Here is a 26998-nt window from a genome sequence, read left to right on the forward strand (position 1 = left end):
GGTGCGCTGTGCGGTCAGCAGGGTTGCTCACCTTCGGCGGCCGCCTCGGCCCACGCCGAGAGGAAGGGCTCCGTCAGATGGGGCGTCGCCACGTGCAGCGTGGTGCCGGTTCCGTGGCCGAGCATGCGCTCCCTCGAGTGCCTGGCCGCCTCCGGGTCGGCCTCGTGCGCGTAGGCGAGCTCGGGGTGGAGCAGCTGGAGCGCGTGCACCAGGAGGTCGCCGGTGACGAGCGCCAGCTCGCCTCCGTCGGCGACCAGCACGCTCTGGTGTCCGGGCGTATGACCGGGCGTGGCGACCACGCGCCCGGCGCGCAGCGGGGTGTCCCCGTCGAGGAGCCGGAGCCGGCCGGCGGCCGTGAGCGGGTCGGTGAGGGTCTCGCGAAGCTGTGGGTTGAGCGCGTCGAGGGCGTCGAACTCGGCCTGCTGGAGCAGGTATTCGGCGTTCGGGAAATAGGGGCGGCGGCTGCCGGTCGAGGCGTTGCCGTCCACCGGGCCCTCCGATGAGGGCACGGCCGTCTCGGTCACGACCGCCCACCCGACGTGGTCGGTGTGCAGATGGGTGAGCACCACGGTGTCGACCTCCGCCGGGTCGATGCCCGCGGCGGCCAGCGACTCGGGGAGCGCACCGGGCACGGGCGCCCACGAGCCGGCCGGGCTGTCCGCCGGACCGATCCCGGCGTCCACGACGGTGAGGCCCTTGTCGCCGCGGATCGCGTACGCGCGGAACTGGAGCCGCCAGCGGCCCTCGGCGTCGACCGCCCCCGGGTCGTAGCGGTCGACCTCGGCCCACTGGGCGGCCGTGGCCTCCGGGAAGGCCTCGGCGCGCGGGGAGAAGAACGGCCCCTCGCCGTCGGCGAGAGCGATGATCTCGGTCGAGCCGATCCGGAGGCGGGGAACGCTGAGGGACATGGACGCGATCCTGTCATACCGTCGAGGAGGTCCCTCGGATGAACAGTCGGCAGTGCTGGGGTTGTTGCTACCCCTCTCGGTGGGTCACGTGACCAGCCCCGCGTTGCGCAGTGCGTCGTAGCCCTCCGGATAGTTCGTGCTGATGTGGGTCAGGATCTCGGCGTCCGAGACGGTGATCTGCTGGTGGGCGGCGCACTCCTGGAGCCAGACGATTCCGGGCTGGACGCTCAGACTCCTGAAGCTGCTCCTGCCGTCGCTGCCCTGGAACCCGTACTTCTTGTGGTTGCCGGTGAGCCACTGGATGACCGCGGCGGTGTCCTTGGGAAGCGGTTCGAGTGCGGTGACGCCAGGTATTTGAGCCCTGTCCGCGATCGTGGTGGCCACCGCGGACGCGCTGGAGTCGCCGGCGAGCACTCCGGCCTTGTAGAGCGCCAGGCAGGCCCTCATGTACTCCTGGCGGCGTGCCGCGTTCACGTTGCCCGTGACGTTGTCGGCCGCGTTCCGGGCGTGGTCGAGGAGGGAGGGGGAGGCCTGGAGGATGTCCTGGCGCATGACGTTCATGGTGACCTCGAACCGCCCGCGTTCCACCCAGTAGTTCGCGAAGATCATGGGGTCGTTCGTGATGGCGGGGCTGCCGTCGCTCTGCCACTTGGCCGAGTTCGCCTCAACTGTCTGTGCGGTCACCTGCGGATAGGCGATCTCGGCCACGTACGGTTTGGTCTGCCAACCGGAGCCGTCCTTCTGGAAGATGTGGCCCAGGCTCCTCGCGGAGGTGATGTCGTACCAGGCGACCTCGCTCCCGTTGAGCCGGAGGACGACATCGGGTCGGGTGTTGCCATGGGTGACCTGCATGGCGACGGAGAACGCGAGACCGGACGCCGGACCGGTCCAGGACTTCCGTTCGGTGAGGAACACCTTGGTGGCGAGGGACTCGATGGCGTAGCCGGCCATGGCGGGGACCAGCGCGGCTATCTCCAGCTTCTTCGCCGAGGCGGCCTGGAGGTATTCCTGCCACTGCTCCGCCCATCGGCCCAGATATCCGTCCGTACGCGCGAGATTGGCGTCGGTCGGATTCTGGGTGGCCTGGAGCCAGGCGATCTGGACGGCGGCGTCGAGTTTCTCGCCGAAGCTCACCAGATCCTTCCCGACCTCCTCGCTGGGGACCTGGCCGGACGTCGGGTAGGGGTGGATGGAGCGCTGGACGGACGTCGGATCGCCGCCGGTCCGTTCGGCCGGGCCCTGCGTCGCCCGGCCGGGCACCGGTCCGCTCAGGGCCCTGGTGGCGTTGGCCTCCGCCTCCCGCTCGAAGCGGTCCGACGGATCCGAGACGCGTAGTCCCGACCCGTTGTCCGTGCCGGCGACCGGACCCTGCCGCTGCTGGATGACGTGGGTCAGCTCATGGGCGAGGGTGTGCCGGTCGGCGCCGCCCGCGCCGATGACGACGTGGTTGCCGGAGGTGTAGGCACGGGCGCCGATCTCAGTGGCGGAGGCGCGGGCCGCCTCGTCGGTGTGGATCCGTACGTCGGAGAAGTCGGTGCTGAGGCGGGCTTCCATCTCGGTGCGGGTGGCGTCGTCGAGGGGGCTGCCGGGCGTGCGCAGGACGTCGTCGACGGTGGAGCGCTGGACGGGGTGCTCGGTCTGCTGGTGGTGGCAGCCGGGGCCGTGCCGGTGCCGTTGCGGTTCCCGGGTTCCTGGGTGTCCGGCCTGGCGGAGCAGCTGGACTACTGCCGCGTTGCCGATGGTGTTCTGCAAGGTGAGGAGACCTGGAGGCGTCGGGCTCACGGCCTGGCGTTGGCGGGCAGCCACTTTGCCCTCCCGTACCTCGGCGGACCTGGCCCGATCTTCGGTGTGCATACGACCTCTTCCTCGGCGAGCGGACGACTTCCTCTGCATATCCACGGCGCGGGTGTTCGGACCATGGACGCGAGGGCAGAGCAAGGGGGCAATGTGCGTGGGTCGTACGGGCGCGTGACCATGGCACGCCAGACCATCGGACCGAATCGCACCGACCCGGCGGACGACCAACTCGGAGTGTTGCGGCGGCCACCGCCCACCCGGCCTCGCGGACAGGGTCCTGTCTGATCATCACCGAACTGGTGACGAATGGCGTACGGCACGCTGCTGTCGTATCGCCTCATGCCCTCGTGACCCTGGCCGGCTCAGGGCGTGTGGGAGACGTTGGCCGCTGTGCCGGTGTCGTTCCCCTGGTGGGGAGCTTGAGCGTGGTCACGGCGCCCGCCTCGCGGCTGGCTCCGCCTTCGGGGGCCGGGATGGTGGTGCTGGGCGGGTCGGCGATCGTGACGGCTAGTCGGTGCCTCCCGCGGACGCCGGTGAGAGCGGGATGGACGAGATCACCTCCGCTGCGTTCGTCGTGCAGCCGCCCATCTGCGCGTGCTCACCGCGGCCAGGGGAAAATTGCGGACCTTGAGGGCATCTACGGTTCCGATCGGCACGGTGGCTGGGTGTTGAGCCGGGCAGTGATGCCATCCGGCGTGCCGCGGTGATCTGCGCCGCGGCACGCTCAGGGTGGGCGGGCCGTGCTTGCGTGTGGTCGGCCGGCTCGATGCCGCGATACGGCCACAGGTCCGACCCGCAGATGCACAGAGGCATCGATGCAGGTCCGAGCCGTATCCGAGGTCACGATCCAGGGGGCCGGTGGCGCCTGCGTGTCCAAGAGACCTCCTCTTCCAGGGGCGGAAAAGGTCGGGCTTATCGGGGGTACAAGGTCGACCTCCCTCCATCGTGGTACGCCATTACCCTCCCGATCTCCACCCTTGAGGCGCACTCCCTGACCATCTGCACCGCCCAGCCCGGCACCCCCGACGCGGACCGGCTCCAGCTCCTGGCCAGCTGGGCCGCCACCGGCACCCGGCACCGGAACAACACCGGCGGCCGCGCCCCGTCCCCGTGACCTCAGGCACTCCGGATCAGTCCGCCTCGGGGGCGCCCGGGTCCGCAATGGACCACAGACAGACCCCGGCCGGGGCCGCCGAGGGCGATGGCGAATGGTGGGTTGTGATCCCCGGCAGGCTGGGCCGTCCTTGGCCGCGCGGTACGGTGCCACGTCCGCGCGGAGCCGATGCATCGCGGAGGGGGAATCACGCGGCGCGTGGCATGCTCGTTACCCGTTACCCGTTACCGCCCGGCCGGACTGGAGGCGATGTGACTCAAGCGGACGATCCTGACACCGCTGCGGGAATTCCCGAGTTGATCCGTGTCGAGGACCCCTGGCCTCCCGATGAGCCCGGACTCGCCCTGCAGCTTCGTGTCTGGCGCACGGCCCCCGGCCGGCTCGCCGTCATGTTCGCCGACTACGCCATGGCCAATGACCGACTTGCGCCGCTGATGCACAAGGTGCTGGCCGAATACCCCGGCGAATCGATCACCTTCTACTACGACGAAGTCACCAACCCGGTCTCCCAGGGCTATTACGCGACCCTGACGCTGACGGACGACGGTCGGCTCAGCGAGACCGTGTTCGAGGGTGCCGCAACGTGGGACCTGCACCACATCCTGGGGCCCACACTCAAAGAGACCAGCCGCCCCGACGACGACCGGCCGCTGTGGGGCGGCCCGTAGGGCAGACGCATCGTTCGCATCCGAGTGCACCCGAGCCGGGCACCCCGAAGACCGGCGCCACCGCCCCCGCCTGCGTCAACGCCGACATCCTCCGCGGCGCTTGCCCGAGCTCGCGCCGGCGCTCCGAGCTGCCGGTCACGTCGCCGTGGCTGTGCGAGCGCCGGGGCCTGGACGACCGGGCGATCCTTGCTCGGAGTCGATACTCTGTCCTTGGGGAACCCGCAGCGGGGCGGTCCCGAGGATCGCCGCGACCGCCGGACCGCCCGACCGCAGCACGTCCGCGACGAAACGTCCTCGCCCGACCCCGAGCGTGCGCAGTGCCCGCCCGTGGTCGGCGGCTACGACCAGAGCCGCGCCGAGGAGCATCACCCGCCAGCCTGCCAGCACCGGCCGCCGGGCCGCGCGCGGCAGCTCCGCGACCGACGCGCGCAACCGCGCGCAGTGGAACGGCACATGCCGCTCCTCGTCTGCGAGGATGCGGTCGGCGACCTCGGACGTCAGCGGATCGTCGGTCCCGTCACGCAGCGCCCGGTAGTAGCGCAGGGCCACCACCTCCGCGACCATCAGGAGCAGCAGCTCCGGCACCAGCCCCGGCACGCGACGCAGTCGCGCGAATGCCGTGTCGCTCCAGTGCCCGGCCTGCGTCCTCGCCCCGCCCGCCTCGAGCAGCCGAGCGAGGAGCCGCGCGTGGTTCTTCTCCTCGGCGACGAACAACCGCAGCGCCGCCGAGTACTCCGGATCACCTGCCGCGTCCGCCTTGGCGAACAGGGCCGAGCTGTCGCCGTCCTCGCCGGCCTGGAATCGCCGCACGCTCGCCCGCACCGCCGGGGGCAGTGCGGCACCCGACTCCCAGCGAGGATCGGGCGCGGCCGCGCGGCGGTCCCGTTCGGCCTCGAAGTGACGCGCCCATTCCGCGAATCCCGATGCACTCATGCCGCTTCCCCGTCCCCCGCCCCCGCCTGGTCGGGGCGGGGTCTCCTCGGTCGTGAGGACGCGGCCGGGCGTGGCGCAGTTCCGTCCCGGACCGGCCGCCCGAGGCGGTGGGTCCGGCACGGCCCGGGAGCTGTGGTGGTGCCTACCGACGCCGCGCGGCGACCTGGGTACTCTCCACCCAGTGGAGGTACCAGCGTGCGAATCCGACGGGCGTCCGTGGCGTCCCCATGGGGCTGAACTCGCCGTCCCCCGGGCGGTCGTCCGCCCACATTCCGCCATGCTCCGGTCCCGTCAGGACGAGCCAGTGGCAGTAGCCGCAGCCCTCGTGACTGAGCTTCAACGCACCGCGCGTGACCCGGTCGAAGAGTTCGTCACCCGCTGTCATCCAGGCGCTGTATGCCGCGTAGGACGCCTCTTCGCCGTCGAGGTCGGACGGCAGGGGCCTCTGGTCCTCGTGCTCGGCCAGCATGCGCCATCGTTCCTCCGTCGTCAGAAACGGAAGCCTCAGGTAGTCGTGCCGCATGGGGTGGTCCACATTGGTCCACAGCCATCCCGCGTCCGTCCGGCGCAGGATGCTGAGCCCGTAGCCCGGCCCCGCCCCGCCGGCCCCGACCTCGAGAAGGAAGCTTCGGTATTCCGCCGGGAGCGAGACACCCCACTGGGCCTCCGCTTCGGCGACCTCCGACTCCGACAGCGGATCCGCGAACCGGAAATGATGACCCGATCCTCCGGACAAGTCCCAGGCCCCGAAGACCTGCTGTGCCTCATCCACCCGGGCCAAGGCTTCCACCCGCTCGCGGACCCCACTCCAGATCGTTGCCCCCATGAACCGAACTGTAGGCCAGAGCAACAGCGTTCTCACCCGTTGAAGGCGTTCCGGTTGCGTAGCTGTTCCCCGGCCGCCTCGGGAGTGTACGGCTCGGTCCGATGCGCCGGGTCCAGACGGGCGTGACGCGCCCGCGCCTGACGGACCGCCTGCTCTCCGCGCTCCGTCAGCACGGGCAGCCGCAGAGCGGCGGGCTTGTCGTCGGCCGGAGTGGCCAGTGCCCAGGCTGCCACGACCATCGCGATCGCGGTCCACCCCGCCACCAGTCCGTAGCGCCAGTGCAGGAACAGGAAATGGACACTCCTCTGCCCCGCAAGTACCCCTCTACGAACAGGCTTTGGGCAATCGGATGCGTGACGCTGCGCGGGGCCACGGCGGCGGGGTTGGGTGAGTGGGCGAGGATCCGGATCTGCCGCTCCGTGTCCGGCGCGTCGGGCGCCGGTCTTCTCCGACGACCGGCCGAGCGCTGCGGAGTCGGCTTCCCGTCATGCGTCAGCCTTCGCGTGGACCCTGCCGTCGGGCGCCCCGGCTCCCGCCACGAGGGCCGTACGGCCCAGGACGTAACCAGCCCACGCCAACCAAACGATCACCCCGAGAGTGTCAGGGACATGCTCCGGCAACGACATGAGACAGGCACCGCGCCTCGTCGCAGTCCGGGCGGAAGGCGACGCGGGCGAGAACATCCGCGTCGACGGCGACACTGTCAAGATCGGGGCCTGGGCGGCCAAGGCCCGCATGCAAGACCGCAGCGGGCAGCCGGACGCCGACACGCCGGTGGTAACGGCTGTTACCATGCCGCTATGGCGAAGACACAGCTGGGCGCACGCGTGGACGAAGACGTCGCGGAACTCGCGAAGAAACGAGCCGCCGACCTCGGACTGAGCATCGGCGACTACCTCGCCCGGCTCGTACAGGATGACGCCAGCGGCATGCGCGCCCGCGCGGTCGAGGCAGCCGCCCGCTTTCTGGCCGAACACCAGAGCGTCTTCGACGATGCCGAGGACGCCCAGCGGGCACCACGGGGAGCGCGCGCGGCCTGATGGATCTGAACATCGACGTGCCCTGGATCCTGCGGGTCGCCGAGGCGGCCGGAGCGAACGATCCGGCACCAGACGACTACGGCGTTCCCATCGCGGCGGTGGCCCGCCACCGGGCCGAGCTGCTCGAGCAGCCTGTTTACGACGGCCCCTACGCCAAGGCCGCCGCCCTGGTGCACACGCTGGGCCGGTGCCGCTGGCTGGAGCGCTCCAACCTCGCCGTCGCCGCAGCCACCGGCGTGATGTACCTCGAGGCCGCCGGAATCACGGTCAAACCCACCCGCGAGGACGCCATCGCCCTCAAGGACCTGCTGGTGGACCCGGCCTGCACCGCCGGGAAGATCGCCGTCCTGCTGCGGACCTGGGCCACCACCACCTGAAGCGGCCTCACGGCGGCACGACACCAACCACCGGGAGAGGAAGCGCAGATGGGGGCGGGCTCGGTGCTCGGCGGCATGGGGCGGGTGGCGGCCGGGGTGGGCCGGTTGCTGTGGCAGGTGATGACAGCGCCGACCACGGGTACGGAGGACGACGCCCGGGACGAGATCGGCAGGCTCGCGGAGAAGATCGAAGACGAGGTACCGGAGGAGCTGCGGGACCGGGCGTGGGGTCTGGTCCTGGACGCGCTGCAGGGGGTACCCCGGGAGATCGAGCAGTTGGTGGAAGAACACCAGAGGCCGGACGGCGAGGAGCCGCCGGCCGAGCAGTGATCCCGGAATGCGAAGAACCCGTCCCCCGACCTTGCTGCGATCAGCGGGTTGAGGCCCTGCGCATGATGGCGTCCCGGTCGGTGCCGAGCAGGAACGGCAGCAGTTGCCTCAGTGCGCTCGCGAACGCCCGCACCCTGACCTCCGTCAGACGCGCGTTCTCTGCGTTCTCCGGAAGATGATTCGACGGCCCGAGCCCGCACTCGGCGTAGAGTCTCCCCACTTCAGCCCGGTGGCGTGCGCGTAAGGGTTCCCCCGTCGTTTTCACGAACGCCGACACCGCAACCTCGCCGTTCCACATGTAGTGGTGGACAACGATCTTCAGACCGTGACCGGTGTACTCAAGACCCCCTTCGATGTCGGACGGTATGGCGAACCCCGCCTCGGTCAGGAAGCTCAGAGCGTCCCGCCCCACCCGACGGACCACTTCCTCCCCTGTCACCCGTTTTCCCATCCCGCCACCATCCACCGGAACCGCGGATATCGCCAGAGCTCGCTGAAGTAGTTGTAGCCGTCGAAGCGGCGTGAGGTGCCGTGCATCCAGAGCCGCGCTCGAAGCCGATGGCCTTCGAGGACCGCTCGCCGATGGAGCGGCCCTCCAGCGGATGCCTGGCCCAGGCCACCGCGCGCGGCGGCGTAGCGGAGGGAGCCGATGACGTCGCGGTACTCGGTGAGGCTGATCGTGCAGATGCCCCCGTTGCCGTGGCCGCTCATGCCGTGATTGCGCAGGTCGTAGGTGAGGGCGAGAAGTGGTTGTGGATGACCGGCCGGTTCGAGTCCGCCGGGATGAACCACCCTTCGAGGGCGACGCCGTCCATCGACGGGAACGTCACGTCCTCGTAGGTCAGGCCCGGCTCGGAGGGGCGGCGCAGCAGCGGAGCGCGCCGGCCGTCGGTGGGTGGACGTACGCCTGGGGGTCTCCTGGCGGTGTACTCGCGCCCGGCCGCCTTCCAGCGGGCACGCCGATGAGCATGCGGCGCCGCCGGGCGAGCGCCCAGGGAGAGAATCAGCCCCTGTTCGCTGTTCCTGCTTCTGGTAGGGGGCAGGCTCGGGCACCTGCGACCACGGCCGTGCCCGCACCCCGTGCCCGCACCCTCGAAGGCCGCTTGAGTACGCCGAGCCCCTCTCCGACCGACGCCCCGGCGGATCCCATGACCCTGAGCACCCGGACCGGCCTTGCCCGCGCCGCCCCGACCGCCCCGCGCGGCATCCGGATCAACGCCGTCTGCCCCGGCACGATCGACACCCCGTGGTGCGCGACATGATCGACAGGGGTGATCGGCGTCGCCCTGCCCGTCGACGGCGGCTACGTCGCCCGATGACGGGACGGGAGCCGCCGTCACAGAACAGTCGACGGCTCCCACCGCGGCTTCCGGCGTCGGCCTCCAGGTCGTGGCCGCACGGCGCGACCACGTCAGATCACGCGAAGACGACGTCCGAGACGGACACGAAGAACTCGCCGGTCATCTGCTGCTCCTCGTCGACGTGGTCGCAGCGCTCATCCGGATCGCCGGTGGTGCGGACGCCGCCGTGCCCGCCCCAGATGTTCACGATCGCGTGGCGGCCCGTCTTGCGTCCGGCCAGCGCTGCCGTGGTCCAAGCCTGTTCGGGGCTGCGGCCGTGGAGGACCACCATGAAAGGGGTCGGCTCCAGATCGGCCCAGGACAAGGGGGCCGAGGCGTTCCAGCCGTCCCTGGTGACGAAGAACTGGTACGTCCACGTCGGTCCGACGTGGTTGGCAGTGTGCTCGTAGGTGAAAGTGAGCTCCTGGGCACCTGCGTCGAGGGTCGCGGTGGGCCAGTCGCCCACGAGGTCCAGGCCGGCGAAGCGGGGGTTGCCCGCGGAGGCCACCTTGCCGTCGTCGTCGCCGGTGCTGAACTTCCGGTACTCCAGGTAGTGGCCGTGCCGGTTCCACGGGTAGTCCGCGCACATCCGCTCCTTGCCGGGGACGACTTCCGCCCACCAAGCGTCCGGGGCGCAGGCCGCACGCACCTGGTCGCAGAAGGTGGTCGTGCAGGCGTGACCGCCGCCGCCCTGCGCGGTCTTGAGGGTCAGAAGGGATCGTCCCGGCGGTTCGGCCATGTTGCCGTGCCTCGGCTGCGCGGTGTCCCCGGTGCGGTTGTCGGGCACCGCGACGGGGATCGGCTGGTACGGGTCGTCGGCCCGGCCGGGCACGCTGCACTCCTCGGAGAACGGGCTCCAGCTTCCGTCATCACGCCGGGCCCGGATCTTGACCTGGTAGGAGTCGGCCGGGTCGGATCCCAGGGTGACCCAGTGGTTGGCGGCGAGTTTCCAGCCGCCCCACCAGTCGGGCCAGTCCAGATGGACGGTCTGGGCCAGGCGGCCGTCGAGCCACACCTCGTACGCGTGCGGGTAGGGGGCCCGGCCGTCGTCCCAGTCCGGCGGGGTGGTGTCGCCGCCGGAGTTGCCTCCGGTGGTCCACCGCAGGGAGATGCCGTGGAGGATCTCGGCGCCGTCCGTCCGGTAGGTCGTGGCGGCCATGAGGTCCTTGGGGTCGTAGTAGTCGCCGTTGACGGGAGTGCTGTGGTGGGGGGTCACCCGGAATCACCTCGGTCGTTGAGGGCAGCGGAAAGCTGGCAGAGGACGGGGGGTGCTCTCCAGTCCCTCACCCCCGGCTTCCTGAAGCCACTTGGATTCGCCCAGACGGGTGACGTCTCGGTCCCGCCGTTCAGCAGAGGCTGCTCGACCAGCCCAGACCAGCCCAGAGCAGCCCAGAGCAGCCCAGGGCAGACCCGTATGGACCAGGATCAGCTCGGTCGTGTGTAGCCGCCGGTCGCCGTGAACGTGGCGGCGCCGAGGGAGAGCACCGGGGCGAGCACGAAGGCGGCGGTCGCGACGGTCGCGAGGGCGACCACGGGCCACCGGGCCTTCGGCGTCCCTCCGGGGGCGGGGTCTTCGTCCGGCGGCGGCCTTTCGGAACAGGCCATCGCCACGACCACCGTCAAGCGGCGTCCACCACGACGTCCAGCGGCCAGGCCTCCTTGCCCGTGGACGCCGCCGTCGACGCCGAGCTCGAGCGGGTCGCTGAAGGTCCCCGGGTGCCGTCGCGGGGGACGATCAGTCGAGGCAGAACTCGTTGCCCTCGATGTCCTGCATCACGATGCACGACTCGTTGTCGTCGTCGGCGAGCAGTGTTCGCACGTGTACCGCGCCGAGGTCGACCAGTCGTGCGCATTCGGCCTCCAGGGTGGCGAGGCGCTCTTCCCCCACGAGTCCGGTGCCCGCCCGTACGTCGAGGTGGACGCGATTCTTGACGATCTTCCCTTCGGGAACGCGTTGGAAGAGCAGGCGCGGGCCGGCGCCGGAGGGATCGCTGCACGCGAAATAGGTGACCTGATCCTCGGGCGGCAGCGAACGATGGTGGTCCTCCCAGGTGGCGAACCCCTCGGGGACGGGCGGTACGACGTACCCCAGCACCTCGCACCAGAACGCGGCGAGGCGTGCGGGCTCCGCGCAGTCGAAGGTGACCTGGAACTGCTTGATCGATGACATCGGCGCACCATAACAGAGGGGCACTGGCGCTCATCTTCCGCTCTGCGTCGGCATGTTGCGGGAGAACGGCCACCCGCAGCGCGCGGCGGAGGGCCCGGTGCGGACACCGGGCGGCGCGGTCACGACCGAGGTGGTCGCAGGGCGCCGGCGATGACGGTGGTCACCATCGTGTGGACGGCGGCGGTCTGCCGTGGGGCGCTCGCCCGGTCGGCGAACAGCAGGCGCCCGGACCAGCCAGACGCACCAACTCCCGCTCGGCGGTGAGACAGACGGCGATCATGGCGGTGCCCTGCACGGCCAGTGGGATGCCGATCAAACCGGCCTCGCGCAGGCACTGCCTGACCCGTCATGCGTCGGGGTCCGACCCGATGGCGCGGCCCTGGTCGGCGCGCGGGGAGGGAGGACCCTCGGGGCCGTACCCGAGGCGGATCACCATCTGCGCGTGGGTGTGACGGGCGTCCGTCGACGAGGTGAGCTGTCCGCGCAGGTCGGGCCATTCCAGTGCCTGGTGCAGGAGGGATGCCCGGATGCCGTGAGCGGTGGCGAGCAGCAGGACCCGTTGGAGTGCCTGCCCCGCTCGCAACCAGTCCGCTCTGCGATCGTGCGGGGTCGAGAGCACGGCGATGGCGGGCCGTTTCTCGAAGACGCGGGCGGGCAGGCTGTCCGGCGTCCGGTGCGCGCCGAAGTCGCGCAGGGGGACGATGTCCCGGAAGTCCTGCGGACCGATCGCCTCCGGCGGCACGCCGAGACCGCTGCCGTCCCAGGCCCGCACCCAACGGCGGCTCTCCGCGGCTCGGTCGTGATCTGTGACGTTCCGGTGCTCCGCCTCGCGGGTGAGTCGGAGAAGGCGGTCGGCAACCAAGAGGGAGGAAGGGGTCAGGATGGCTCCTTCGGCCTGGGCCGCCTCGGTGAACTCCGCCAGTGCCGCCATGGGCAGCGGGCGTTCGGAGAACGGGAAACGGCTGCTGTGCCGGCGCCAGACGGCGTCGTACAGACCGGGAAAGGAACCCCGGGCGCTGCCACCCAGTCGTACCGTGGCGAGCAGGTCGGGCCGGTCGGGGTGGGGCAGCAGCCGGGTCACCGGCTCCCACCCGAAGTGAGTGATCGCCACCCTGAGGTTGAACACCGCGCAGCCCGCCGAGAGGAGAAGGGCGCGGCCGGCCGGGTCGGTGTGGGGCAGCCCCCGGCCGGTGTTCGCATGGATCCGCAGGGTGGGTGACTCCGCGTCGAGCCGGAAACGCCAGGGCTGGGTGTTGTGGATCGAGGGGGCCGCCACCGCGGCGGAGACCATCGTCTCCAGGGTCTGGACGTCGAGGACGACGGAGGACATCGGGGCCTCATCCCCTCACTCTGCTGAAAGGCGACGCCGGTGTCGGCGGTCGTTTCAGCGTGCCGCGCGAGGTGCCGGCGGGGCAGGGTCCGTCCGGCCCGTCGTGCGGTACCGATGGGCCCCTCCTTCATGCGGATCCTTCCTGTGGGCCCTTCCTGTGGGCCCTTCATGTGGTGCGGGGGTTCGCCGGATCCGGCTGCTCCAGGTGGGAGGCGAGGACCGCGGCCTGGACCCGGCGTTGCACGCCGAGCTTGGCCAGGAGGCGGGAGATGTGGTTCTTGACGGTCTTCTCCGAGAGGTACAGCTTCTTGCCGATCTCGCGGTTGGTCAGTCCGTCGCCGATCAGGGCCAGGATGTCCCTCTCCCGCGGCGACAGGCTCGCCAGCTCGGACGGCACGGCGGGCGTGGTGTGCGTCGGTTCGGCACGCAGTGAGCGCATCAGGCGCGCCGTGGTCGCGGGGTCCAGCATCGACTGGCCCGAGGCCACCGTGCGGACGGCCGAGACGAGGTCGGATCCCTTGATCTGCTTGAGGACGTACCCGGAGGCGCCGGCCATGATCGCGTCGAGCAGGGCGTCCTCGTCGTCGAACGAGGTCAGCATCAGACAGGCCAGCTCCGGCATCCGGCTGCGCAGCTCACGGCAGACGGAGATGCCGTCGCCGTCCGGCAGCCGTACGTCGAGGACGGCGACATCGGGGCGTACGGCGGGGCCGCGCGCCAGCGCGTGGTCGACGGTGCCGGCATCGCCTACGACGCAGATGTCGGGCTCGGCGTCGAGCAGATCGGCCAGACCACGACGGACGACCTCGTGGTCGTCCAGCAGGAACACCCGGACCGGGTTCTGTTCGGTGAAGGTGCGTGGCTCCGGCATGGTGACCCCTCGTTCCCCGGCGGCGGACAGACCGTCAGCTGTCCATGACGCCGATCATCACGCGTGGAGAACGCAGGGACCAGGGCCGACCGGCCCCCCACACGGGGAGGCGGAAGTCCCGGCCGCCCCACGGACGTCGGTGGGTGATCGCGCCGTTCGGTACCGGACAGGGCGAGTTGGGCTGCACGGACCTGTCGTATCGGGACCTTCGGCGCCACCGCGGGCCCCGGGTGGCCGCTGCCGCGATCCTGCGTGGCGCAGAAGCATCGTTCGCGGTTCGGCTCATCCGCAGCGACATGCACAAGGAGCACAGAAATGCCCAGGACTTCAGCTACTGGTGACCGGGCGGCGCCCGAGCCGAAGGCGGCGCTCGGTCTTCCGGCCGCGTCCGCGCTCGTGATCGGGACCATCATCGGCACCGGCATCTTCGCCCTGCCGTCCGCCCTCGCCCCGTACGGGCCGGTCGCGTTGGTCGCCTTCGTCGTGGTGACCCTGGGCGCGCTGGCGCTCGCGCTCACCTTCGGAGCGTTGTCGAAGCGGGTGCCTGCGAGCGGCGGGCCGTACGTCTACGCCCGGGAGGCCTTCGGCGAGTTCGCCGGATTCCTGAACGCATGGTCGTACTGGATCACCGCGTGGGCCGGGAACGCGGCGATCGCCGTGGCGTGGGTCGGGTACGTCGAGGTGTTCGTGAACACGGGGCACAAGACGTGGATCTCGATGAGCCTGGCGCTCGGTGGGCTCTGGGCGGCGGCCGCGATCAATCTCAGCGGTGTCCGCAACATCGGCGCGTTCCAGGTGGTCACCACCGTGCTGAAGTTCGTGCCGCTGATCTTCATGGCGACGGTCGGGCTGTTGTTCATCGACCCGGACAACTTCGGTGAATTCAACTCCAGCGGGCAGTCGGCGCTCGGCGCGATCTCCGCCGCCGCGGCCATCGCCCTGTTCAGCTACCTCGGGCTGGAGGCCGCATCGGTGGTCGCCGGCCGAGTGCGCGAGCCGGAGCGCAATGTGCCGCGTGCCACCGTCTACGGCACGCTGCTGTGCGCCGTCATCTACATCCTGGGCACGCTCGCGGTCTTCGGCACCGTCTCGCACGGGGCGCTGGGCGACACCGTCGCACCGTTCACCGACGCCGCGAACAACATCTTCGGCGGTACCTGGGCAGGAGACGTCGTGGCGGTCGCCGCGATCATCTCGGGCATCGGCGCCCTCAACGGCTGGACGATGCTGTGCTCCGAGATGCCCTACGCCGCCGCCCGCGACGGACTCTTCCCCGACGCCTTCGCGAAGCTGCGCGGTGAGAGCGGCGTCCCGGCCTTCGGCGTCATCGCGTCCACCGTGCTGGCCTCGCTGATCACCGTGTTCAGCTACACCCGCTTCGAGGACGTCTTCACGAAGATCGTGCTGCTGAGCGTGCTCACCGCGGTGATCCCGTATCTCTTCTCCGCCGCCGCCCAGCTGTACTGGCTGCTGGTGCGCGGCCGGGAGACCCTCAGCCCGCGGCGCCTGGCCCGCGACGTCACCGTCGCCGCCCTGGCACTGGCCTTCTCCTACTGGTCGATCCAGGGCAGCGGCTACCAGACCGTCTACTACGGGCTGTTCGTGCTGCTGCTCGGGGTGCCGGTCTATGTGTGGCTGAAGCGGGGGCAGGGCCGGTACGGCGACGAGGCGGCCGCGGCCATTCCCGTTACGCGTGAGGCGCGGGCCCCCGAGACACCGGCACCGCCGAAGCGGCTCTCCCGCGGGCCGGGCGCCAACCGCGTCCGCGGCCCCCGCAAGCGCGACGCCCACCGCCACCAGGACTGACCCCCCTCACCATGGAGGAAACGCCATGAGCACGTTTCACGTCGACTCCGAGGCCGGCCGCCTGCGCCAGGTGATCCTGCACCGTCCCGGCATCGAACTCTCCCGCCTCACCCCGCGCAATGTCGACGCGCTCCTCTTCGACGACATCCTGTGGGCCAAGCGCGCCCGCGAGGAACACGACGCCTTCGCCCAGGTGCTGCGCGACCACGGCACCCGCGTGCACTACTTCGCGGACCTGCTCGCCCAGTCCCTCGACGGCGACGAGGCCCGTGACTGGCTGCTCGACCGGGTGATCACGCCCGCCACCGTCGGACCGGCGCTCATCGACCCGGTGCGCGAACTGTGCGCCGAACTCGACGGCGAGACCCTCGCCGGACACCTCATCGGCGGACTCCTCAAGAGCGACCTGCCGCTCGCCACCGCGCACAGCCTGGTCTGGAACGCGCTGGACGCGGACGACTTCGCCCTCGCCCCCCTGCCCAACCACCTCTTCCCACGCGACAACTCCTGCTGGGTGTACGACCGCCTGTCGGTCAACCCGATGGCGAAGACCGCCCGGCGGCGTGAGAGCCTGCACGCCGAGGCCATCTACCGCTTCCACCCGATGTTCGCCGGCATCGCCCCCGCACCGCTCCTCGACGGCTCCGTGGGCACCCTCGAAGGCGGGGACGTCCACGTCCTGGGCAACGGCGCCGTCATGGTCGGCATGGGGGAGCGCACCACCGCGCAGGCCGTGGAGAACCTGGCCGCCCGGCTGTTCGCCGAGGGCACGGCACAGCGGCTCGTCGCCGTCCAACTCCCGGCGGCGCGGGCCTACATGCACCTTGACACCGTGCTGACCATGCTCGACCGCGACACCTTCGTCATCTATCCGGGCCTGGCCGACTCCCTGCGCTCCTGGACGCTCACGCCCAGCGGCTCCCGCGAGTGCGGCTTCGACGTCGCCCCGAACTCCGACCTGGGCACCGCCCTCGCCGAGGCCCTCGACCTCGACAAGGTCCGGATGCTCTCCGCCCCGCAGGACATCCGCAACGCCGAGCGCGAGCAGTGGGACGACGGCAGCAACTTCCTCGCCCTCGCCCCCGGTGTGGTCGTCGGCTACGAGCGCAACGTCACCACCAACACCTACCTGCGCAAGCAGGGCATCGAGATCGTCACCATCGCCGGCGCCGAACTCGGCCGCGGACGCGGCGGACCGCGCTGCATGAGCTGCCCCGTCGAACGCGACCCGGTCGCCTGAACACCCAGGGGGAACCACCATGACCATCGACCTGCGCGGCCGCTCCTACCTGAGCGAACTCGACTTCACGGCCGCCGAGATCCACCATCTCCTCGACCTGGCCGCCACCCTCAAGGCCGCCAAGCGCGCCGGCACCGAGCAGCCCGGGCTCACCGGCCGGAACCTCGCGCTGATCTTCGAGAAGACCTCCACCCGCACCCGCTGCGCCTTCGAGGTCGCGGCCGCGGACCAGGGCGCCGCCACCACCTACCTGGGCCCCGGTGACACCCATATCGGCGCGAAGGAGTCCATCGCCGACACCGCCCGTGTGCTCGGTCGTATGTTCGACGCCATCGAGTACCGCGGCTCCGCCCAGTCCCTCGTCGCCGCACTCGCCGCCCACTCCGGCGTCCCCGTCTACAACGGGCTCACCGACACCGCGCACCCCACCCAGAGTCTGTGCGATGTCCTCACCATGCAGGAGCACAGTCCCAAGCCCCTGTCCGACATCGCCTACTGCTACCTCGGCGACGCCCGCAACAACGTCGGCAACTCGCTGCTGTCGATGGGCGCCCTGCTGGGCATGGACGTGCGCATCGCCGCCCCCGCCCGGCTGTGGCCCGACCCCGCCCTGGTCACCACCTGCCGCGAGGTGGCGGAGCGGAGCGGCGCCCGGATCGTCCTCACCGAGGACGTGGAGACCGCCGTACGAGGTGTCGACTTCCTGCACACCGACGTCTGGGTGTCCATGGGCGAGGCCGCCGACACCTGGCGGGAGCGGATCGAGCTGCTGTTGCCGTACCAGGTCAACGACAAGACGCTCGCCGTCACCGGTAACCCGGACGTGAAGTTCATGCACTGCCTGCCGGCCCTGCACGACCGCCGCACGCGCCTCGGCCAGGACCTCTTCGACCGCTACGGCCTGGACGGGCTCGAAGTCACCGACGACGTCTTCTCCTCACCCGCGTCGATCGTCTTCGACCAGGCCGAGAACCGGCTGCACACCATCAAGGCCCTGCTCGTTGCCACTCTGGAGGACTGAAGCCATGCGTATCGTCGTCGCCCTCGGCGGCAACGCCCTGCTGCACCGTGGTGAACGCCCCGACGCCGCCGTACAGCAGGCGAACATCGACCGGGTGGCCACCGCGCTGGCTGCCCTGGCCCACGAGCACGAGGTCGTCCTCACCCATGGCAACGGCCCCCAGATCGGCCTGCTCGCCATGGAGAGCGCCGCCGACCCGGCCCTCAGCGCCCCCTACCCGCTGCATCTGCTCGGCGCCCAGACCCAGGGCATGATCGGCTCCTTGCTGGCCTGCACGCTGCACGACGCCCTCCCGGGCCGCCCCATCGCCACCCTCGTCACCCACACCCTCGTACGGGCCGACGACCCGGCGTTCGCCCGGCCCACCAAGTTCGTCGGCCAGGTCTACCCGCGGGAGGTGGCCGGCGCCCTCGCCCGCAAGCGCGGCTGGCACATCGCGCAGGACACCACCGGCTGGCGCCGCGTCGTCCCCTCCCCGGCACCCGAACGCATCCTGGAGACCGGCACCGTCCACGAACTGCTGAACAGCGGCACCCTCGTGATCTGCGCGGGCGGCGGAGGCGTACCCGTCACGGCGGACGCCGACACCGGCGCGCTGACCGGCGTCGAGGCCGTCATCGACAAGGACCTCACCGCCGCCCTGCTCGCCGAGGACCTCAAGGCCGACTTCCTGCTCATCCTCACCGACGTCCCGTGCGTCTATGAGGACTACGGGACCCCCGACCAGCAGCCCGTTCTCGACGCCACCCCCGCCGAGCTGCGCCGCACGGGTTTCCCCGAGGGCTCGATGGGGCCGAAGGCCGAGGCCGCGGCCCGGTTCGTGGAGCGCACCGGTGGGCTTGCCGCGATCGGGGCGCTGGACGCGGCGTACGAGATCGTGCACGGCCGCTCGGGCACCCTGATCCGCCCGGACCTCACGGCCGGCTGACGGCCCGGCCGTGGGACGCCCGAGCGCAGCCCACCCGACGAACGGCCGGGACCGGCACGGGGTGGCCGCCTCCGCCCTGCCGGGCGCGAAGCCGCCGTACGAGGAGACACGCGGCGTCGCCCGGGTGCTCAACGCCCGGCGCGGTGAGGTAGGCGGCGGCGCAGGCCGCCCTCAGCACGCCGGGCGCGCGGCCCCGAGTCCACGACCGCCCTCATGACGGCCACCGTGGTCACGGCCGGGCCGCTCTGCCCGGTCGCCCGCGCGGCCGGCCGGGCCGCCTCGCGGACCTGCTGTCCCGCCTCACGGGCCCGGAGTGCGGCACCCGGCCCAACGGCCTCTGACACCAAGGCCGTTCGGCCCCGTGGCCGCGGACCTTCGGCATCCGGCGCCCACCGGCGCGCGCGGCCAGAGTGAGTGGTGTCAGGCACCGACCCGACCGCCCCCGAAGGGAACCACGACCATGGCCGTGCACGAGCACCCTCACCGGAGCTCCGGCTTCCACCTGCCGTCGTTCCGCAGGAACCGGAGCGCCTCCGCATCCGAGCCGGCCGTGTCGGCGGATGCCGGCACGCACACCGCGCGGGCCTACGCCTTCGCCGCCCTGCGCCTGCTCACCGGGTTCGTCTTCCTGTGGGCCTTCCTCGACAAGACCTTCGGCCTCGGCTACGCCACCCCCTCCGGCAAGGGCTGGATCGACGGCGGCTCGCCGACGAAGGGCTTCCTCGGCTCCGTCGCCGCCGGACCGATGGAGTCCACCTTCCACTCCTGGGCCGGCGACCCCTGGGCGAACTGGCTGTTCATGCTCGGTCTGCTCGGCATCGGACTCGCCCTCGTCGCCGGGGTCGCCCTGCGGCTCGCCGCCGTCGCCGGCACCGTGATGATGGCGCTGATGTGGATCGCCGAATGGCCGCCCGCCAAGCACCTCTCCGACGGCTCGGCGAGCATGTCGACCAACCCGTTCGCCGACTACCACCTGGTCTACGCCCTCGCCCTGATCGTCCTGGCCGCTGCCGCCGCCGGCGACACCCTGGGCGCGGGCCGGCTCTGGGCCAAGCTGCCCTTCGTCCGCGACCACAGCTGGCTGCGCTGAGTACCGACGGCGCGGTGGGCCCGTCACCCGGCCCACCGCGCCGAGCCGTGCAGGGGGGCGGTCGGCCCCGATCCGGGACCTGTGGCCCCTGCACGGGCAACCACCCGAAGACGACTCTGGAATCGGATACCTCGCCCCAGGAGGTGGAGATCATGCTCCGCAGCATCACCGTAGGTCTCGACGGCTCGCAGGAGAGCCGCGCCGCCGCAGAATGGGCGGCCCGTGAGGCCGAGTTGCGCGACCTGCCCCTGAAACTCGTCCACGTGTGGGAGCCGGTACCCGAGCCCATGGCTCAGGCGCCTCACCTCGGAGCCGAGACCCAGCAGCACTGGACCGAGCGCATTCCCCGGGAAGCCGCCCAGGGCATCGGTCTGCGCCACCCCGGCGTCGAGGTGATCCGTGAGCAGATCGCTGGCCATCCGCACGACACCCTCGCGGAGGCGGCGAAGGGCGCCGAGCTGATGGTCCTGGGATCCCGCGGTTTCAGCGGCATCGGCGGGTTCATGGTCGGCTCGGTCGGCCTGTCCGTCGTGGCGCACGCGGACCGCCCGGTGGTGCTGGTCCGCGCGCTGGAGGCGGCTGCCGACGAGCATGAGCCGGACCCGGCGGGCATGCCCTCCGCCACGACCCCGTTCCTGCCCGTGCTGCTCGGCCTCGACATCGAGCACCCGGACGAGACGCTGATCGAGTTCGCCTTCGACGCCGCCAAGCGCCGCGCGACGTCCCTGAAGGTCGTCCATGGCTGGAACCCGCCGCCCTACTACGCGTACAGCGCGCCCGCCAACCCCGCGCTGCACGAAGGACTGGCTCTCGCTGACGCCGAGGCCCTGGCCAAGGTGCTGCGGCCCTGGCGGGAGAAGTACCCGGACGTGGACGTCGTCGAGGTGTCCCGCTTCGGCAGCCCGGCCGTCCACGTCGTGGAAGCCTCTCGCGACGCCTCTCTCGTCGTCGTGGGCCGGCGCATCCGCCGCAGCCCGTTCGGCGCCCACATCGGACACGTCACGCACGCCGTCCTGCACCACTCCACCGCCCCCGTCGCCGTCGTCCCCCACGGCTGACCCACCACCCCCACCACCACCCGCACCACCACCCCCTTGCACGAGGAGAGAGAACCATGAAGGCAGCGGTCGTACGAGCGTTCGGCGAGCCCCTGGTCATCGAGGAGCGCCCCGACCCGGAGCCCGGCCCCGGCCAGGTCCGCGTTCGTCTGGAGGCGTCCGGCCTGTGCCACACCGACATCCACGCGGCGCACGGCGACTGGCCGGTCAAGCCGAACCCGCCGTTCGTCCCCGGCCACGAGGGCGTCGGCCTGGTGGAGGCGCTCGGCGAGGGCGTCACTCATCTGTCCGTCGGGCAGCGGGTCGCCGTCCCCTGGCTCGGCAAGGCGTGCGGGCGGTGCGAGCACTGCCTGTCCGGCTGGGAGACGCTGTGCGAGCAGCAGGTCAACACCGGCTACGGCTGCGACGGCGGCTACGCCGAGAAGATGCTGGCGTGGGCCGACTTCGCGCAGCCCGTGCCCGACGGGATCACCGCCCTGGAAGCCGCGCCGCTGACCTGCGCGGGCGTCACGACGTACAAGGCGCTCAAGGTCGCCGACGTCAGGCCCGCCCAGCTCGTCGCGATCTCCGGCATCGGCGGCCTCGGGCATCTCGCCGTGCAGTACGCGAAGATCGCCGGTGCCACGGTCGCCGCGATCGACGTCACCGACGACAAGCTCCGCCTGGCCGCCGAACTCGGTGCGGACATCGTCATCGACGCCCGCAAGGAGAACGTCGGCGAGGTACTCAAGCAGCACGGCGGCGCCCATGCGGCGATCGCGCTCGCGGTCAACGACGCGGCCTTCGAAGCCGTCAACGCAGGCCTGCGGCGCGGCGGCAAGCTGGTCATGGTGGCCCTGCCCGCGCACGGCACGGTCCGGGTCCCCGTCTTCGACACCGTCCTGAACGGAACCTCGGTGATCGGCTCCATCGTCGGCACCCGGCAGGACCTCGCCGAGGTCTTCCAGCTGCACGCGGCCGGCCGCACCAAGGTCATCTACGAGGCCCGCCCGCTCGCCTCCGTCAACGACTCCATCGACGAGGTGCTGCGCGGTGAGGTCAAGGCCCGGATCGTCTTCGACCTCGGCGCGGGACGGTGACCACGATGGTCCTCCCGATCGTCGTCGGCGTCGACGGCTCCGAACCCAGCCTGCGGGCCGTCGACTGGGCGGCCGACGAGGCCGCCCTGCACGGGCTCCCGCTGCGGCTGGTGTACGCCTCCCTCTGGGAGCGGTACGAGGGCTCGTCCCTCGCGGACGACTTCGGCAAGCCGTCCGGGCAGGTCACGGCCGCGGACATCGTGAGCACCGCCGCAGAGCGGGCCCGCCTGCGCCGACCCGACGTGCGGGTCTCCACCGACGTACTGCCGGAGGAGCCCGAGTACGCGCTCGTCCACGAGGGGCACACCGCCTCCGCGCTCGTGCTCGGCACCCGCGGCCGCAGCGGCTTCGTGGAGATGCTCCTCGGCTCGGTCAGCCTGGCCGTCGCCGCGCACGCGGACTGCCCCGTGATCGTGCTGCGCGGCAGCCACGACAACCAGGTCCGGGCAGGCGCGCGCGGCCGGGTCGTGGTGGGCATCGGCGAGAAGGGCACGGACTCCGCCGCCCTGCGTTTCGCCGCCGAGGAGGCGAGGCTGCGCCATGCGACGCTGGACGCCGTACGGGCCTGGCGGTGCCCCGCGCACGAGACCACCGACCACCCTCTGCTCGCCGGTGAACCCGCGCGGCTGCACGAGCAGCACGCCATGGACGTTCTGGACAAGGCGCTCAAGGAGGCACCGGCGGATGTGGTCCTGCGCCGACGTACGGTGGAGGGTCCCACCCGCAGGGTCCTGCTGGACGCCTCGCACGAGGCGGACCTGCTGGTGGTCGGTGCCCGGCGCAACCAGGGACACCTCGGGCTCCAGCTGGGGCGCGTCGCCCACGGGGTACTGCACCATTCCGCCTGCGCCGTCGCGGTCGTACCCGAGGCCGTCGATTCCGCTGTGTCCGCGCCCCGGTCCTGACGGCCCTGGCGGCGGACGACTGACGGCTGGACAGCCCATCGGCCGGCACTGTGCTCCGCCGGATGACCGAAGGACCCGAAGCAATGGAGGAGACCTGCGATGACGGACGACCGGCTCGACCGGCCCCCGGTCCACGCCCTGCTCGCGGACGGCACCACCGTGTGCATCCGGCCGGTGCTGCCGGGGGACCACGGGCAACTGCAGGGGCTCTACGAGGAGATGTCGCCCGAGAACCTGCGCCTGCGCTTCTTCGCGCCGAGCCGGCGGTCGGCCGCCCAGGCCGCCGACCGTGCCTGCGCGCCGGCCCGCCCGGGCTACCGGGCGCTGCTGGCCGAGGTGGACGGACGGGTGATCGGTCTCGCCGAGTACGACACCGGCGCGGAGAAGGACGGTGAGGAGAAGGACGGTGAGGAGAAGGACGGCGCGGAGATCTCCATCGCCGTCGCCGACGGCCTGCACCACCGCGGTGTGGGCACCCTTCTCGTCGAGCACCTGGTCTCGGCGGCGCGAGGGGCGGGCATCACCACGTTCACCGCCGACGCGCTCAGCGAGAACCACGAGGTGCTCCGGCTCTTCTCCGATCTCGGCCTGCGCACCTCCCGCCGTTTCGAGGGGCCGGAGGTGCGGTGCACCATCCACCTCGACCAGGACGACACCTACCTGTCGGCCGTGGAGGCCCGGGGCCGGGCCGCAGACGTGGCCAGCCTGCTGCCCCTGCTGCGGCCGTCCGCCGTCGCCGTGGTCGGGGCGGGACGTACCCCCGGATCGGTCGGCCGGGCCGTCCTGCACCATCTGCACACCGGCGGCTACACCGGGCGCCTGTTCGCCGTGAACCCGAAGGTCACCTCCCTGCTCGGCGTGCCGTGCCACCCCTCGGTGGCGGCGCTGCCGAAGACACCCGACCTGGTGGTCGTGGCCGTGCCCGCCGGCGCGGTACCGGCGGTCGCCGAGGAGTGCGGCCGGGCCGGGGTCCGCGCCCTCGTCGTCGTCACCGCCGGCCTCGACCACCAGCAGGCACAGTCCCTGCTGGCCGCCTGCCGCGCCTACGGCATGCGCCTGGTCGGCCCCAACTGCCTCGGCGTCTCCCACACGGAAGCCGGCCTGAGCCTGGACGCGACCTTCGCGGCCGAGCACCCCCGCCCCGGCACGGCCGGTGTCGCCGTGCAGTCCGGAGGCGTGGGCATCGCGCTGCTCGACGGCCTGTCCCGGCTGGGCATCGGCGTGTCGTCCTTCGTCTCGCTCGGCGACAAGTACGACGTCAGCGGCAACGACATGCTCCAGTGGTGGGAGAGCGACGGCCGCACCGAACTGGCCCTGCTGCACCTGGAGTCCTTCGGCAACCCGCGCGCCTTCTCCCGCACCGCCCGGCGGGTGACCCGCCGCATCCCGGTGCTGACCGTCGACGCAGGCCGTACCGAGGCGGGGCGCAAGGCCGCGGCCTCCCACACCGCGGCCGCCGCCACCCGCACCATGACCCGTGGCGCGCTGTTCACCCAGGCCGGCATCACGGCGACCCGGTCGGTGGGCGAACTCCTCGAAACCGCGGCCCTGTTGCACTCCCAGCCCCTGCCGGCAGGCAGCCGCGTCGCGATCGTGACCAACGCGGGCGGGGCCGGAGTACTCACCGCCGACGCGTGCGCGGAGGCGGGGCTGGCCCTTCCCCCGCTCACCCCCGCGACGACCGACGAACTGCTCGGTGTGCTGCCGGACGGCGCCGCCGTCGGCAACCCCGTCGACGCCACCGCCGCGGTCTCCGAGGAGCAGCTCACCGCCTGCGTCGACCGCCTCACCCGGTACCCCGGCATCGACGCCGTGATCGTGGCCCTCGTGCCCACGGCGGTCGCCGCGGCCACCGGTGACGACCTGGTGCGGGCCGTCACCGCGGCCCCCGGGCGACGGGCGCGGCCCGTGGTCGCCGTACGCCTGGAGCAGGACCAGTCGGTGCGGCTGCTGCCCGCCGACGGCGGCGGCACGATCCCCTCCTACGCCGAGCCCCGGGCGGCGGCCCGCGCGCTGGCCCACGCCGCCGGACGCGCCGCCTGGCTCGCCCGGCCCGCCGGCGCCGTCCCCGCACTCGACGACATCGAGCCCGATCGGGCCCGCACGGTCGTCGAGGACCACCTGGCGCGGGAGCCCGACGGGGGCTGGCTGGACCCGCGCACCTGCGCCGACCTGCTCGCCTGTTACGGCGTCCCGCAGATCCCGTGGGCCTGGGCCGAGAGCGAGGACGAGGCCGTCCTCGCCGCCGACCGGCTGCGGGGCTTCGACGGCCGCGTGGTGATGAAGGCCCACTGGCCCGGGCTCCTGCACAAGTCCCAGGAGCGCGCCGTCCACCTCGACCTGCGCGGAGACGCGCAGGTCCGGGCCGCCTTCCGCGACCTGGAGACCCGTTTCGCGGGCCTCATGACCGGAGTGGTCCTGCAGCCCCTCGCCGCCCGCGGCACCGAACTCCTCGCGGGCGTCGTCCAGGACGAGGTCTTCGGCCCGCTCGTGCTGTTCGGGCTCGGCGGTACCGCGACCGAGGTCCTCGCCGACCACGCGGCCCGCCTCGCCCCGCTCACCGACCGCGACGTCCACGAACTGATCACCTCGCCGCGGTGTGCCCCGCTGCTGCTGGGCGCGAACGGAAACACCCCCGTCGACCTCGGGGAACTGGAACAGCTGCTCCTGCGGCTGTCCCGGATGGCGGCCGACCTGCCGCAGCTCGCCGAGGCCGACTTCAACCCGGTCCTGGCGACACCGGGCGGCGTCACCGTGCTCGACGCACGGATACGTCTGGCGCCGCGTCGCCCCCAGGACCCCTATCTGCGCAGACTGCGCTGAGGAGGAACGGCCATGAGGCACGACAAGGTCGGCTCCGTGATGACCACGGACGTCGTACGCGCCGAGTACGGCACACCGTTCAAGGAGGTCGCCCGGCTGCTCGCGACGCACCGGATCAGCGGACTGCCGGTCGTGGACGAGGACGACAAGGTCATCGGTGTCCTGTCCGAGACGGACCTGATGATGCACCAGGCGACCGCTCCCGACCCCTGCGAGCCGAAGCACCGCACGAGGCTCGCCGAGCTGACGCCCGGCGCCAGGCGTCAGGCCGCCAAGGGCCAGGCCCGCACCGCGGGCCGGCTGATGACGGCACCGCCCGTGACCGTGCACGCCGACGACACCATCGTCCAGGCCGCCCGCATCATGGCCCAGAAGCACGTGGAACGGCTCCCCGTGCTCGACGAGGAGGACCGGATCGTCGGGATCGTCACCCGACGCGACCTCCTGCAGGTCTTCCTGCGGCCCGACGCCGAGATCCGCAACGAGGTGATCGAGGAGGTCCTGGAACGCGCGCTGTGGCTGCCGCCGCGCAGGGTCGAGGTCTCCGTGACGGAGGGGGTCGTCACGCTCACGGGGCACATGGAACGCAAGAGCGAGACCGAGATCGCCGTGGCCATGACCCGCCGGATCGACGGCGTGGTCGACGTGGTCGCCCACCTCACCCACCGACTGGACGACGCCCACCTGCGCACCGGGCAACAGGCAGAGGCACAGGCAGTGCACGGCGTGGCCGACGACTGGCTGCGCCGGCTCTGAGACCGTTCAACCCGTCTTGTGGCCCCACCGTGGTCCCACCTGATCCCATTCCCTGCCCCACTCGTCGACGCGGCGCCGGTCGAGCCGCCACCGTGCGAGCGCCCCGCCACCGAACACCGGACCGGCAAGGCCGGCGGCGGCCGCGGTGCCCAGGAATCCCGCTTCGATCGTCGCCTCGGTGGAACTCGGTGGCGCGGCGGCGAGACGGCCCTGGCGGTCCTGCCAGACCGTGACCTCGGATCCTGCCTTGAGGCCGGTGTCCACCAGGGTCCGGCCCGTGCGGGTCGCGCCGTCGGGTGCCGTCCAGCGCACCGTGGCCATCCGGCGGTCGGAGGCGCCACCGACCGCGAGGGCGGTGCGCGGGACGTCGCTCAGGAGCACGGCACGGACGGACTGCCGTTCGGCCCGCTGCCGTGCGAACACCTCGTCCGCGGCATGGGCGGTCACGAGTCCGGCGACGGAGCCGCCCACGGCGAAGACCGTCCACACGGCCAGCACGATCCAGGCCTCGACGATGTCGTCGCGTCGTCGCAGCGGGTTGCGGCGCCACCGCCACAACCACTTCCTCGCGTATCGGGCACCGAGCAT

Annotated in this window: 27 protein-coding genes; 14 read left to right on the plus strand and 13 right to left on the minus strand. The window is 71.7% G+C overall.

Features of this window, described 5'->3' with window-relative positions; genetic code table 11:
- Nucleotides 1–14: 14 nt before the first annotated feature.
- Together ACYQ8Q_RS43495 and ACYQ8Q_RS43500 are read right to left on the minus strand one after the other, a co-directional pair.
- The gene (locus ACYQ8Q_RS43495) at nucleotides 15–908 is read right to left on the minus strand and encodes an MBL fold metallo-hydrolase (RefSeq protein ID WP_460072791.1); all 894 of its coding nucleotides are present in this window, start codon (nucleotides 906–908) and stop codon (nucleotides 15–17) included.
- Between the two features lie 84 nt (nucleotides 909–992).
- On the minus strand, nucleotides 993–2762 hold the full coding sequence (locus ACYQ8Q_RS43500) for an eCIS core domain-containing protein (protein ID WP_460072792.1): 1770 nt from the start codon (nucleotides 2760–2762) through the stop codon (nucleotides 993–995).
- A 1308-nt stretch (nucleotides 2763–4070) separates the two neighbouring features.
- Between ACYQ8Q_RS43500 and ACYQ8Q_RS43505 the strand changes: the two genes are divergently transcribed.
- Nucleotides 4071–4487, plus strand: coding sequence for a hypothetical protein (locus ACYQ8Q_RS43505; RefSeq protein ID WP_460072794.1), 417 nt, complete (start codon nucleotides 4071–4073; stop codon nucleotides 4485–4487).
- Nucleotides 4488–4622: 135 nt separating this feature from the next.
- On the opposite strand, the gene ACYQ8Q_RS43510 is transcribed toward ACYQ8Q_RS43505, so the two are convergent.
- The 3 genes from ACYQ8Q_RS43510 to ACYQ8Q_RS43520 form a co-directional block, all read right to left on the minus strand.
- A complete protein-coding gene (locus tag ACYQ8Q_RS43510) occupies nucleotides 4623–5420 on the minus strand; it encodes a ferritin-like domain-containing protein (protein WP_460072796.1) in 798 nt (265 codons plus the stop codon).
- 142 nt (nucleotides 5421–5562) lie between these two features.
- Entirely contained in the window at nucleotides 5563–6246 is a 684-nt protein-coding gene (locus ACYQ8Q_RS43515) for an SMI1/KNR4 family protein (protein WP_460072797.1), read from the minus strand.
- Nucleotides 6247–6278: 32 nt separating this feature from the next.
- Nucleotides 6279–6509 carry a hypothetical protein gene (locus ACYQ8Q_RS43520; protein ID WP_460072799.1) on the minus strand — a complete coding sequence of 77 codons (231 nt, stop codon included), beginning with the start codon at nucleotides 6507–6509 and terminating at the stop codon, nucleotides 6279–6281.
- Nucleotides 6510–7046: 537 nt separating this feature from the next.
- Between ACYQ8Q_RS43520 and ACYQ8Q_RS43525 the strand changes: the two genes are divergently transcribed.
- Genes ACYQ8Q_RS43525 through ACYQ8Q_RS43535 form a run of 3 tightly spaced genes read left to right on the plus strand, consistent with a single transcriptional unit; the run spans nucleotide 7047 to nucleotide 7993 of the window.
- Nucleotides 7047–7286 carry a hypothetical protein gene (locus tag ACYQ8Q_RS43525; RefSeq protein WP_460072801.1) on the plus strand — a complete coding sequence of 80 codons (240 nt, stop codon included), beginning with the start codon at nucleotides 7047–7049 and terminating at the stop codon, nucleotides 7284–7286.
- On the plus strand, nucleotides 7286–7663 hold the full coding sequence (locus ACYQ8Q_RS43530) for a fic family toxin-antitoxin system, toxin component (protein WP_460072803.1): 378 nt from the start codon (nucleotides 7286–7288) through the stop codon (nucleotides 7661–7663). Before ACYQ8Q_RS43525 ends, ACYQ8Q_RS43530 begins: the two co-directional genes overlap by 1 nt.
- A 48-nt stretch (nucleotides 7664–7711) precedes the next feature.
- A complete protein-coding gene (locus tag ACYQ8Q_RS43535) occupies nucleotides 7712–7993 on the plus strand; it encodes a hypothetical protein (protein ID WP_460072804.1) in 282 nt (93 codons plus the stop codon).
- Between the two features lie 40 nt (nucleotides 7994–8033).
- Here ACYQ8Q_RS43535 and ACYQ8Q_RS43540 read toward each other — a convergent pair whose 3' ends face one another.
- From ACYQ8Q_RS43540 to ACYQ8Q_RS43570, 7 genes are all read right to left on the minus strand, one after another.
- Nucleotides 8034–8444 (minus strand): hypothetical protein, encoded by a 411-nt coding sequence (locus tag ACYQ8Q_RS43540; protein WP_460072806.1) that lies wholly within the window; start codon nucleotides 8442–8444, stop codon nucleotides 8034–8036.
- Complete coding sequence (locus ACYQ8Q_RS43545) at nucleotides 8429–8785, minus strand: hypothetical protein (RefSeq protein WP_460072808.1); 357 nt, start codon at nucleotides 8783–8785, stop codon at nucleotides 8429–8431. The genes ACYQ8Q_RS43540 and ACYQ8Q_RS43545 overlap by 16 nt, the downstream gene beginning before the upstream one ends.
- A 624-nt stretch (nucleotides 8786–9409) precedes the next feature.
- Complete coding sequence (locus ACYQ8Q_RS43550; protein WP_460072810.1) at nucleotides 9410–10549, minus strand: lytic polysaccharide monooxygenase auxiliary activity family 9 protein; 1140 nt, start codon at nucleotides 10547–10549, stop codon at nucleotides 9410–9412.
- Nucleotides 10550–10758: 209 nt separating this feature from the next.
- The gene (locus ACYQ8Q_RS43555; RefSeq protein WP_460072812.1) at nucleotides 10759–10956 is read right to left on the minus strand and encodes a hypothetical protein; all 198 of its coding nucleotides are present in this window, start codon (nucleotides 10954–10956) and stop codon (nucleotides 10759–10761) included.
- Between the two features lie 112 nt (nucleotides 10957–11068).
- Complete coding sequence (locus ACYQ8Q_RS43560) at nucleotides 11069–11503, minus strand: VOC family protein (RefSeq protein WP_460072814.1); 435 nt, start codon at nucleotides 11501–11503, stop codon at nucleotides 11069–11071.
- 346 nt (nucleotides 11504–11849) lie between these two features.
- Nucleotides 11850–12833, minus strand: coding sequence for an Acg family FMN-binding oxidoreductase (locus ACYQ8Q_RS43565; protein ID WP_460072816.1), 984 nt, complete (start codon nucleotides 12831–12833; stop codon nucleotides 11850–11852).
- A gap of 166 nt (nucleotides 12834–12999) precedes the next feature.
- Entirely contained in the window at nucleotides 13000–13704 is a 705-nt protein-coding gene (locus ACYQ8Q_RS43570) for a response regulator (protein ID WP_460072817.1), read from the minus strand.
- A gap of 315 nt (nucleotides 13705–14019) precedes the next feature.
- Between ACYQ8Q_RS43570 and ACYQ8Q_RS43575 the strand changes: the two genes are divergently transcribed.
- The 10 genes from ACYQ8Q_RS43575 to ACYQ8Q_RS43620 all read left to right on the plus strand — a co-directional run bounded on the left by ACYQ8Q_RS43575 (nucleotide 14020) and on the right by ACYQ8Q_RS43620 (nucleotide 26410).
- On the plus strand, nucleotides 14020–15510 hold the full coding sequence (locus ACYQ8Q_RS43575; protein WP_460072819.1) for an APC family permease: 1491 nt from the start codon (nucleotides 14020–14022) through the stop codon (nucleotides 15508–15510).
- Between the two features lie 25 nt (nucleotides 15511–15535).
- A complete protein-coding gene (locus tag ACYQ8Q_RS43580; RefSeq protein ID WP_460072820.1) occupies nucleotides 15536–16750 on the plus strand; it encodes an arginine deiminase in 1215 nt (404 codons plus the stop codon).
- Nucleotides 16751–16769: 19 nt separating this feature from the next.
- Nucleotides 16770–17771 carry an ornithine carbamoyltransferase gene (argF, locus tag ACYQ8Q_RS43585; protein WP_460072822.1) on the plus strand — a complete coding sequence of 334 codons (1002 nt, stop codon included), beginning with the start codon at nucleotides 16770–16772 and terminating at the stop codon, nucleotides 17769–17771.
- A 4-nt stretch (nucleotides 17772–17775) separates the two neighbouring features.
- Nucleotides 17776–18699 (plus strand): carbamate kinase, encoded by a 924-nt coding sequence (locus tag ACYQ8Q_RS43590; RefSeq protein WP_460072824.1) that lies wholly within the window; start codon nucleotides 17776–17778, stop codon nucleotides 18697–18699.
- Nucleotides 18700–19159: 460 nt separating this feature from the next.
- Complete coding sequence (locus tag ACYQ8Q_RS43595) at nucleotides 19160–19789, plus strand: hypothetical protein (protein ID WP_460072826.1); 630 nt, start codon at nucleotides 19160–19162, stop codon at nucleotides 19787–19789.
- 152 nt (nucleotides 19790–19941) lie between these two features.
- The gene (locus ACYQ8Q_RS43600; protein ID WP_460072827.1) at nucleotides 19942–20847 is read left to right on the plus strand and encodes a universal stress protein; all 906 of its coding nucleotides are present in this window, start codon (nucleotides 19942–19944) and stop codon (nucleotides 20845–20847) included.
- 56 nt (nucleotides 20848–20903) lie between these two features.
- On the plus strand, nucleotides 20904–21926 hold the full coding sequence (locus ACYQ8Q_RS43605) for a zinc-dependent alcohol dehydrogenase (RefSeq protein WP_460072829.1): 1023 nt from the start codon (nucleotides 20904–20906) through the stop codon (nucleotides 21924–21926).
- A 5-nt stretch (nucleotides 21927–21931) separates the two neighbouring features.
- Nucleotides 21932–22831 carry a universal stress protein gene (locus tag ACYQ8Q_RS43610; protein ID WP_460072830.1) on the plus strand — a complete coding sequence of 300 codons (900 nt, stop codon included), beginning with the start codon at nucleotides 21932–21934 and terminating at the stop codon, nucleotides 22829–22831.
- A 99-nt stretch (nucleotides 22832–22930) separates the two neighbouring features.
- The gene (locus ACYQ8Q_RS43615) at nucleotides 22931–25654 is read left to right on the plus strand and encodes a bifunctional acetate--CoA ligase family protein/GNAT family N-acetyltransferase (protein ID WP_460072831.1); all 2724 of its coding nucleotides are present in this window, start codon (nucleotides 22931–22933) and stop codon (nucleotides 25652–25654) included.
- A 12-nt stretch (nucleotides 25655–25666) separates the two neighbouring features.
- Nucleotides 25667–26410 carry a CBS domain-containing protein gene (locus tag ACYQ8Q_RS43620; RefSeq protein WP_460072833.1) on the plus strand — a complete coding sequence of 248 codons (744 nt, stop codon included), beginning with the start codon at nucleotides 25667–25669 and terminating at the stop codon, nucleotides 26408–26410.
- A gap of 6 nt (nucleotides 26411–26416) precedes the next feature.
- Here ACYQ8Q_RS43620 and ACYQ8Q_RS43625 read toward each other — a convergent pair whose 3' ends face one another.
- Nucleotides 26417–26998: an Rv1733c family protein gene (locus tag ACYQ8Q_RS43625; protein ID WP_460072835.1), complete on the minus strand. Its 582-nt coding sequence runs from the start codon at nucleotides 26996–26998 to the stop codon at nucleotides 26417–26419.

The organism is Streptomyces sp. YKOK-I1 (assembly GCF_054660435.1).

Excerpts from the sequence above, each read along its gene's own strand:
- ACYQ8Q_RS43495 (WP_460072791.1), bottom strand. The coding sequence starts at position 908 with ATGTCCCTCAGCGTTCCCCGCCTCCGGATCGGCTCGACCGAGATCATC.
- ACYQ8Q_RS43500 (WP_460072792.1), bottom strand. The coding sequence starts at position 2,762 with ATGCACACCGAAGATCGGGCCAGGTCCGCCGAGGTACGGGAGGGCAAA.
- ACYQ8Q_RS43510 (WP_460072796.1), bottom strand. The coding sequence starts at position 5,420 with ATGAGTGCATCGGGATTCGCGGAATGGGCGCGTCACTTCGAGGCCGAA.
- ACYQ8Q_RS43515 (WP_460072797.1), bottom strand. The coding sequence starts at position 6,246 with ATGGGGGCAACGATCTGGAGTGGGGTCCGCGAGCGGGTGGAAGCCTTG.
- ACYQ8Q_RS43525 (WP_460072801.1), top strand. The coding sequence starts at position 7,047 with ATGGCGAAGACACAGCTGGGCGCACGCGTGGACGAAGACGTCGCGGAA.
- ACYQ8Q_RS43530 (WP_460072803.1), top strand. The coding sequence starts at position 7,286 with ATGGATCTGAACATCGACGTGCCCTGGATCCTGCGGGTCGCCGAGGCG.
- ACYQ8Q_RS43535 (WP_460072804.1), top strand. The coding sequence starts at position 7,712 with ATGGGGGCGGGCTCGGTGCTCGGCGGCATGGGGCGGGTGGCGGCCGGG.
- ACYQ8Q_RS43540 (WP_460072806.1), bottom strand. The coding sequence starts at position 8,444 with ATGGGAAAACGGGTGACAGGGGAGGAAGTGGTCCGTCGGGTGGGGCGG.
- ACYQ8Q_RS43560 (WP_460072814.1), bottom strand. The coding sequence starts at position 11,503 with ATGTCATCGATCAAGCAGTTCCAGGTCACCTTCGACTGCGCGGAGCCC.
- ACYQ8Q_RS43565 (WP_460072816.1), bottom strand. The coding sequence starts at position 12,833 with ATGTCCTCCGTCGTCCTCGACGTCCAGACCCTGGAGACGATGGTCTCC.
- ACYQ8Q_RS43570 (WP_460072817.1), bottom strand. The coding sequence starts at position 13,704 with ATGCCGGAGCCACGCACCTTCACCGAACAGAACCCGGTCCGGGTGTTC.
- ACYQ8Q_RS43575 (WP_460072819.1), top strand. The coding sequence starts at position 14,020 with ATGCCCAGGACTTCAGCTACTGGTGACCGGGCGGCGCCCGAGCCGAAG.
- ACYQ8Q_RS43580 (WP_460072820.1), top strand. The coding sequence starts at position 15,536 with ATGAGCACGTTTCACGTCGACTCCGAGGCCGGCCGCCTGCGCCAGGTG.
- argF (WP_460072822.1), top strand. The coding sequence starts at position 16,770 with ATGACCATCGACCTGCGCGGCCGCTCCTACCTGAGCGAACTCGACTTC.
- ACYQ8Q_RS43590 (WP_460072824.1), top strand. The coding sequence starts at position 17,776 with ATGCGTATCGTCGTCGCCCTCGGCGGCAACGCCCTGCTGCACCGTGGT.
- ACYQ8Q_RS43595 (WP_460072826.1), top strand. The coding sequence starts at position 19,160 with ATGGCCGTGCACGAGCACCCTCACCGGAGCTCCGGCTTCCACCTGCCG.
- ACYQ8Q_RS43600 (WP_460072827.1), top strand. The coding sequence starts at position 19,942 with ATGCTCCGCAGCATCACCGTAGGTCTCGACGGCTCGCAGGAGAGCCGC.
- ACYQ8Q_RS43605 (WP_460072829.1), top strand. The coding sequence starts at position 20,904 with ATGAAGGCAGCGGTCGTACGAGCGTTCGGCGAGCCCCTGGTCATCGAG.
- ACYQ8Q_RS43610 (WP_460072830.1), top strand. The coding sequence starts at position 21,932 with ATGGTCCTCCCGATCGTCGTCGGCGTCGACGGCTCCGAACCCAGCCTG.
- ACYQ8Q_RS43615 (WP_460072831.1), top strand. The coding sequence starts at position 22,931 with ATGACGGACGACCGGCTCGACCGGCCCCCGGTCCACGCCCTGCTCGCG.
- ACYQ8Q_RS43620 (WP_460072833.1), top strand. The coding sequence starts at position 25,667 with ATGAGGCACGACAAGGTCGGCTCCGTGATGACCACGGACGTCGTACGC.
- ACYQ8Q_RS43625 (WP_460072835.1), bottom strand. The coding sequence starts at position 26,998 with ATGCTCGGTGCCCGATACGCGAGGAAGTGGTTGTGGCGGTGGCGCCGC.